Source organism: Sorangium sp. So ce128 (assembly GCF_051525245.1).
Classification (GTDB): domain Bacteria; phylum Myxococcota_A; class Polyangia; order Polyangiales; family Polyangiaceae; genus Sorangium; species Sorangium cellulosum_B.
Map to the genome: position 1 here is coordinate 5,874,489 of NZ_CP150313.1, position 8,704 is coordinate 5,883,192.

General features: G+C 70.3%; 1 protein-coding gene. It reads left to right on the forward strand.

The window, feature by feature from the left end; genetic code table 11:
* Nucleotides 1-17 precede the first annotated feature (17 nt).
* Entirely contained in the window at nt 18-8,699 is an 8,682-nt protein-coding gene (locus WME82_RS22325; RefSeq protein ID WP_438044439.1) for an RHS repeat-associated core domain-containing protein, read from the forward strand.
* Nucleotides 8,700-8,704: the final 5 nt, after the last annotated feature.

Sequence of the window (8,704 nt, forward strand, 5' to 3'; positions counted from 1 at the left end):
CTCCCGCGAGCATTGCGATGATCACCGCAGACCAGCTCACGAATGCCATCGATCGCTCCTCCGGGGGCGTGCGCTTCACCGTCGACCTCCTCGCCCGGCCCGAGCGGCGACCCACCGACATCCAACTCTTGCTCTCGTACAGCAGCGAGGTGTGGAAGACGGCCACGACCTGGAACCTGCGCGCCCCCACCGGTGCCGCCGGCCTGGGGTGGAGCCTCGCGCGCGCGGAGATCGTGCGGACCCCTCGTCACACCGCGTCCGCCGACGGCAGCCAGTGGACCCTGTCCTGCGGCGGCGCCGGCACCCCGCTGGTGCGCATCGGCAGCGACGGCGCGCTGTGGACATTCGCCGCCGTCGACTACCGCTTCTGGAAGATCACCTACGATCCCGGGCGCGAGCGCTGGGAGATCGTCCTCGAGGACGGCACCCGTCAGATCTTCGGCGACGAGACCAGCGGCCGCTCGACCGTGCAGTGGGGCGTGGCGTGGGACAACTGGCTCGGCGCGAGCGCCCTGGTCGCCGGGCAGTCGCAGATCGCCGTGCGGTGGAGCCTGTCTCAGGTCGTCGACCTGTGGGGCAACGCCACGACCTACAGCTACGACACCGACGACGTGCTCGTCGGGCCGGCCGGGACCGACGATTCGCAGCGCCCGCGCTTCACGCGCAGCAGCCGCCTGGTCCGCATCGACGGCGTCGGCGGAGAGTCCGCCGTCCTGATCTATCAACCCAAGGACCCCGCCGAGTACCAGGACCCCCACACCAATCCCCCACCCCCCAACGCCTGGCAAGATCGCTACGACACGCACTACCTCCAATCCGTCGAGCTGCGCGGTGTCGACGATTCGCTGCTGTTCACCCAGACCCTGCAATACGACGACGGCAGCGCAGGCACCGCGTTCCTCGGCAGCGGCGATCTCACCAAGCGACTGTTGACCGGCCTCCGCCGCACCTGGGCCAGCGGCCGCAGCCTCCCGGCGGTGCGCTTCGCCTATTACGCCGCCAGCGACGGCGTGAGCGCCACCACCCTCTACGACGCCACCCATCGCGCCCTCTACGGCGCGCTCAAGTCGGTCACGTTGGCCGAGGGCGGCCAGGTCACCTACGGCTACGGCGAGCAGCAGCTCGGCCTGAGCCAGCGCAGCGCCGCGGTGTCCGCCCCGAGCCAGCCCAACACCACCTACAGCCGCCCGCGCTTCGCCATCGCCGACGAGCACCTCGCCCTCGCCTGGTACGGCGCCGTCTCCGGCGGCGATCCGGTATTGCAGCTCAACGCCTGGCGCTGGAGCGGGCGCTGGTTGCCCGCCACCCTCGACGCGATCCCGGTCGCCGACACCGGCGCTTACGACAGCACCCCGATCCTCGCCCAGCAAGGCTACGTCGCCGTGGTGAGCGGCCAGCGGGTATACGTCTATCACCGAGACCCCAATCAGCCCGACACGTGGGTCGGCGCCCGCGACGGCGATCACACGTGGTTCACCACCACCCTCACGATCGGCGAGCCGGTGAGCCTCGTCGGCGGCGACCGCTTCGTCGCCGTTCTCGGGCTGACCAGCGGCAAGCTGTACCGCTATCGCTGGACCGGCTCGGCCTGGAGCGACGACGGCGTGCAGCAGCTCGGGCAAGGCGCGACCCGCTTCGCCGCCGCCGCCGACCTCGACGTCCTGCTGACCGCCGCCGGCTCGACCACCTCCGGCCTGCCAATCGCCCTGCGCGTGCAGCGGATCGACCCCCTCGGCGCGTGGACTTCGAGTGATTTCACCGTCGACCCGCGGACCTCGAGCCGCAGCGCCCTCTCGCTCGCCGCGGGCCTCGGCTTCGCGACCCTCACCGAGCAGGACGTCGTCGCCGGCAACACCATCACCCAGCTGCGGGCGCTCTGGTGGGATCGAAGCTACGTCCGCATGGACGAGGCCGACCTCGGGCAACGGAGCTACGCCTCGGGCCAGACCCCCAAGCCCGCCGTGCTCCGCGGCGCCATGGTCAGCGTCGGTCAGCAGGTGTACCGCTTCGACGGTCAGCGCTGGCTGGCCCGCAACCTCGGCGACATCGCCTTCCCCGCCGGCGCCACGCTGGTCGACACCCGCGAGGGCTTCGACCAGGTGCTGCGCGTGTTCCAAAACGGCAGCGCGGTCACCACCGACCTCGTCGCCTACGACCCCAACGCCTCGAGCTGGGCCGTGCCCGCCGGCATGAGCGCGAACGCGACGTCCACCGCCGTCGCCACCCGCGCCGCGCGGACCCGAGACACCGGCGCCGACTTCGTCCTCCTGAACGGCACCCTGTATCGCCAGCAGCCCGACTCGAGCTGGAGCTCGGTGCTCGTGCTGCCCGACACGCTCACCGGCGACGACCTCGCCAGCCTCCAGCTCCTCGACGAGCGCTACGTCGTCTACCAATTCGGCGGCGACACCAAGATCTTCCCCCTGCACGACGGCGGCGTCGCTCCCGGCGCACCGATCGTGCGCAGCGGAGAGAAGAGCCTAATCTCTGCCGGCGAGCCCCAGGCCCTGATCGGCCTCAGATCCTTCGTCACGTACACTGGCACTTACGGCGCCGCCGACTCCCGGCTCACGATCTACCGCGTCGAGAATCAGCGGATCACCGCGACCCAGGCCGGCTACGGCGTCCGCAGCGTCTCGGTGAACAATGGCTATCAGGTGATAGCGGCCAGCCTGGCCTACACAGTCGACAACGCCACGGTCGACGCGACCGGCGTGCGCCCGGCCTTCAACAAGGTCACCCTCGTCCCGGGCAGTGACGACCCGACCTCGACCCCGTACGGCGCCACCGAGCTCTATCTCTACAACGGCCTGAGCGCGCACGAGAACCCCGCGCGCCCGTACCCCTCCGGCTCCAACGCGGCGAGCTACGCCAGCCGCGTCGTCGGCTCGATCTACGCCACGCGCATCCTCAACGCCGGCGGCCTCGCCGGCGCCGCCGGCGAGGACACCTGGACCGTCACGCCGGTGAACCTCGCCGCCAACGCCCAGGGCCTCTACATACGCCTCACGCAGGCGGCCCCCGCCCTCGACGGCGTCACCGGCCTCGTGCGCCACACCTACAGCCCCGACACCGGGCTCGTCACCGAGACCCAGCGCCGGAACTATGACGCCAGCGGCGCCGAGCAGGCCATCATTCAGCGCTTCGAGTACTTCTGGGAGCACTACGATCCGTCGCGGGCGATGAACCTGCTTGCGCCGGTGATCCGCACCACCGCCGTCACCCGCGACGTCGCCACGAATATCGACACGATCACCGCCATCTTCGTGCAGACGTGGAAGCAGGATTGGGGGCACGGCCCCGGCACCTGGGCCCCCTGGCAGCACTTCGCCGCCCGCGACGCGAGCGCCACCTTCACCCGCTGGTCCGGCGGCGGCGAGTCCGACGCGAACTGGTTGCTCGTGTGCAGCGTCCTCTCGCGTAACGCGACGGGCGCGACCACCTCGCTCGCCGACGTCCTCGGCACGACCACGACCCAGCGCTTCGCCCAGAACGGCCGCTGGCCCACCGGCGGCGCCGTCAACGCCGGCCCGAGCGAGGTCGATTACGTGGGCTTCGAATCCTACGAGGACCTCGCCGGCTGGGCCTGGACCGATCCGGCCAGCAGCCTCGCCGCGAACATCACCGACATCGATCACCACGCCGGCGCGCGCTGCCTCGAGCTCCCGCCTCGCCCCGGCCAGCAGATCGGCCCGTTGCGCGTGTTCCTGCCGTCGAACCAGGCGCGCGCTTACGTCTTCTCTGCCTGGGTGAAGACCCAATCCGGCTTCGATCCGCAGAGCGGCGCCGCGAAATGGCAGCTCGCCGCCCATCGCAGCGACAACGACGATCCCGTCGGCGCGCCGATGACGATCGACATCCCCGACACCGGCGACGCCTGGCGGCTGGTCCAGCAGATCATCGACCTCCCCGGCCTGCGCCGCGCCGGCTCGGTGCCCGACACCGTCTCCGTCTACGTCGTGGTCCAGGCCTGGAATCAGAACAGCGCGCGCTACGCGCTGGTCGACGACGTGCGGCTCTCGCCGGTCGACGGCCTGTTCGCCGCCGCCGTCTACGACCGCAGCTCCGGCCTGCTCACCGCCACCCTCGGCAACAACCTCGAGACCGACCGCTTCGTCTACGACGCCGCGAGCCGCCGCGTCGCCCACGTCGGCCCCGGGGAGCGCGTCAAGGAGGTCGTCGCCCTGGCCCTGTCGCGCGAGCTCAGCCCCGCGAACGGCTTCCTGCCGAGCTTTCCGAACAGCGAGCTCGTCCTCCGTACCACCAGCGACAGCGCCTACTACGATTTCCACGACGGCAAGACCTCCGACTGGACCTTCGCCGGCGGCACCTGGACGATCACTGGCGGCGCCCTGCGCTACGCGCCGCCAAGCCCGGCGCCCACCGATCCGCTCGGGGGCACGGCCATCCTCAAGCTGTTCGCCTTCACCAACTTCGCCGTGCGCGTCGCCTGCACCATCGACCCCGCAGGGAACGCCGGCGTCGGCAACGGCGAGATGTTCGTGTACTGGGACGGCGCCCAGACCGAGTGGGTCCTGGCCCGCAAGGCCTCCGGCGGCACGCTGACGACCCTCGCGCGCAGCGACGCCGTGGGCTTCGGCGAGGACTGGGTGTTCGCCGTCATCGAGGGCTTCTTGATTTTCGCGGTCAACGGCGTCCAGGTCTTCGCCTACACCTACGTCGCCGACACCTCGGTCCCCGACGTCGGCAAGCCCGTGCTCACGCTGCGCCAGACCGGCAGCTTCGACGATCTGCTGGTCCTGAACGACCCTCAGGTGGGGCTCGGCTTTTTGGACGGGCTCGGCAACCGCATGCAGGACGTCAGCTACCAGGGCCGCGGCGCCGGCATGCCCACCTACCCCACGCGCGCCATCGGCGTGCTCCTCGATGCACTGGGCCGCCCCGCCTTCGAGCGCGACCCGCTGGGCCCGAACCTCCAGCTCGCTCCGCCCGGCGGCACCGACGGCGACGCGAGCCTGGTCGAGGGCGGCCAGTCCACCTATTTGATCGATCCCCAGGGCAACGCGCTGACCGTGCCGCAGTACCTCGCCGGTCAAGGCGGCGTCTACAGCTACACCACCCGGCGATACGAGCCCTCTCCGCTCTCACGCGTCGTCGCCACCGTCTTGCCGCGGGCGACCGGCGCCGTCGAGGCCGACTTCACCTCCACCTTCCAGTACCTCGCCACCGGCGACAGCGGCCCCGCCGCCGTGTTCAACGATCTCCTGCCGACCGGCTCCTCGGGCCGCTACTTCGTGCGCGCCGCCACCGATCCCGACGGCGTCCACCGCTACGCCCTCATCGATCAGCTCGGGCGCCTCCTCGCCCGGCGCACCGTCATGGACGACGGCAGCTACCACACCGATTCATCTCAGTACGACCTCGCCGGCCGGCTCGTCACCCTCAATTCCCCCAACGTCTTCACGCCCCCCGACGGCAGCCAGGCCACCGACTGGAAGCAGACCCAGACCTTCGACTTCCTCGGGCGCCTCACCTCACGCACGACTCCCAGCGCCGGTGCCACGAAAACCCGGTACGACGACGCCGGCCGCCTGCGCTTCCTGATGACCGCCGAGGGCGCCGCGCAGAGCCCCCAGCAGATCCGCTATGCCCGCTACGACCGCCTCGGGCGGGCCGTCGAGCGCGGCTACATTCAGGACGCGAACTACGCCTGGGACTCGGCGGCCCTGCTCGCGAAGCTCGACGACGACGCCTTCCCCGACGTCGAGAACAGCACCAGCGCCAACTACGCCCGCGGTCAGTGGAGCCGTCGCGCGAGCTTCGACTGGAACCCCGGCGCCCCGGGCATCCTCAATCTGCTGGGGCGGCCGGTACAGGGGCGCACGTGGAGCAGCAGCCCCGGCGTGCTCACCGAGACCCTCGCCTACGACGCCAACGGCAACGTCACCACGCACACCAGCGAACTCGCCGGCATCGACGCCGGCGCGTGGGTCACCGGCTATCAGTACAACAACCTCGACCAGCTCGCCGCGATCACCTACCCGCGGCAGCAGGGCGAGGACGCCGTGCAGGTCGGCTACTACTTCGACCGGCTCGGGCAGCTCGCCTCGGTCGGCGACACGCTCACCGGCAGCGAGGTCATCGACCCCGAGCACCCCGCCGACGCCGGCGAGAAGTACTACGCCGCCTACACCTACGATCCCCGCGGCGCCGTGTCCCTCGAGGCGCTCAACAACGGGCGCGGCAACCCCCCAGGGGTCGTCAATCCCAACAGCTTCACCCGCAGCTACAGCTATACGCCTCAGGGCTGGATCACCGCCCTCGCCGATCCCTACCTCGCCCAGGCCGTCGACTACTACGGCGATCCGACCCACGCGTATTACAACGGCAACATCGCCAGCCTCGCCTTCCGCTACGATCCCGAGCGCTGGCCCGGCGCGCCCGCCGATCAGTCCGTCACCTTCGCCTACGACAACCTCAACCGCCTGCGCAGCGCCGACGACGACCTCAACGCCGCGTGGAGCCTCGGCATCTCCGCCGCCGGCTACGACGCCAACGGCAACCTGCGCGCCCTCACCCGCGGCGCGACGACCACCACCTATCACTACGCCGCCGACGGCCACACGCCGACCAGCGATCGCGTCGACCACCTCACCAGCACCGCCTCGAGCTCGATCTCCTTCGATCGGCTCACCACCTCGCCGCCGTGCGCCAGCGGGTGGTGCTGGGGCGCCGACAACGACGGCCCCTCGAATTCCGCCGTCGTCCACGACCCCGAGCGCGGCGATGTGCTCAGCCTCGGCGGCGGCAGCCTGGGCCACACCGAGTCGCTGCGGCTCACCACCTGGCTCGACCCCGCCGGCACCTACACGCTCAGGTATCAGCTCAAGACGCCCGCCGACCTCGCGAGTGCGTCGGGCCGCGCCGCGTGGATGCTGCGGATCTACACCGTCGCCGGCGAGATCGTCACGACCACGATCGTCACCCTCGCCGCCACTGGCGGCGCCTGGTCGGCACAGAGCCACAGCGTCGATCTGTCCGCCGCGCTGAGCGCCCTCGGGCTCGGCGAGGCCCCGTCCTACGTCGCCCTCGAGTGCGTCAACGGGCTCCGGGCCGGCAGCGGCTCCGGGGCGGGGCCCGCCGTGCTCCTCGACGACGTCTCGGTGACCGCCGCCGCCACCGTCACCGCTGCGGCCTACGGCTACGACCGCGACGGCAATATCACCGCGGCCCCCAGCCGCGCGCTGACGTCGCTGACCTACGATCCCGTCACCGGGATCACCCGCGACGTGACCCTGAGCAGCGGCGAGCGCGTGCGCTACGCCTACGACGCCGGCGGCCGGCGCAGCCTCGCCCAGCGCCTGAGCGCCGGCGCGGCGGTTCAGTCCACCACTCGGATCTTCACCGACCTCCAGGGCCAGCTTCTGATGACGGTGACCACGCCCGCCAGCGGCACCCCGGTGGTGACGCGATACGTGCAGGGCCCCACGGGCGCGATCGCCATGACGCGCGGCGACGCCACCCACTATTTGCTCAAGGATCACCTCGGCTCCACCCGCGCGCTCGTCGACGGCAACACCGGCGCGGTGCTCGGCGGGATCGACTATCTCCCGTTCGGTGGCACCTCGCGCCGCGAGGGCCAGCTCGACATCCCGGTCCAGTACACCGGGCAACGCCTCGACCCCGACACCGGGCTCTACGACTACGGCGCCCGCCTCTACGACCCCGACCTGCGGCGATTCTACGCCACCGACCCCACCTGGGGCCCCGGCAGCCCCTACGCCTACGTCGGCAACAACCCCGTCGTCGCCGTCGACCCCGACGGGCGCGACGCGATCATCAAGGTGGACGGGCCGAATCGAAAGATCACCGTGAGCGCGGAAGTCGTCATCTACGGAGCGAAGGCCGACACTCCGGGGCTGGCCCAGCGCTGGCAGAACGACATCCTGAACCAGTGGAACAAAAATCAGAACAACGGTAACCGCCGCTTCGAGTACAACAGCCCGACGACCGCTTACGACGTGGAGTTCGACGTCACGGTGCGTCAGAACGACGTCGGATGGACGGACGTGTTGTCTCCGCTCGTGTGGAGCACCGGTTTCAACTACGTGAAGGTCCCCTCGCTCGGCAAGGGTCGTAGCAACGTCTTCATGGGATACTGGGGCACATGGGTCTCCGACCCTGGCGACTACGGCCTCTACCACAAAAATGTCGCCGCGCACGAGTTCGGACACATGCTCGGGCTGAAGGATCGCTACGTCGAGGGCGACCCCGACAATAGCTGGCTCGATTGGTTCAACTACAACATCAGGAGGTTCTTGGGTGTCTTCGCCGACCCGCGAGGGTACGAGACGAACCTGATGAACGAGCACTGGAGCGGGCATGTATACCAGGCCGACATCGACGCGATCGTGGGCCCGGCCGTCAACGCCTTCGAGCAGGGGAACGTCGCCCAGGCGACCACCTATCTCAGGCCGGACAGCGGCGCGCGGTACTTCTCCAGTGGCGCCTTCACCCTGATGGGGGGCTATTTCGTCTACGATCTGGGGCCGACCGTGTTGGCGGGGGCGCGTCGAGCCGTGGGCTGGGCGGCCAGCGGGCTGCTCGCCGGTCGCCGCCACCTGGGGCGCTTCGGCCGGCCGCGCTACCTCCGAGCGGGCGTGGGCGCACTGTTGCTCTTCTCGCTCGGGAGCATGCTGTGGCTCTACCGCCACCAATCCGATCAAGATCCCGGCTGATCGCA

What these genes read in the sequence shown, in the direction of transcription:
- WME82_RS22325 (WP_438044439.1), top strand. Translation starts at nt 18, where the DNA reads ATGATCACCGCAGACCAGCTCACGAATGCCATCGATCGCTCCTCCGGG.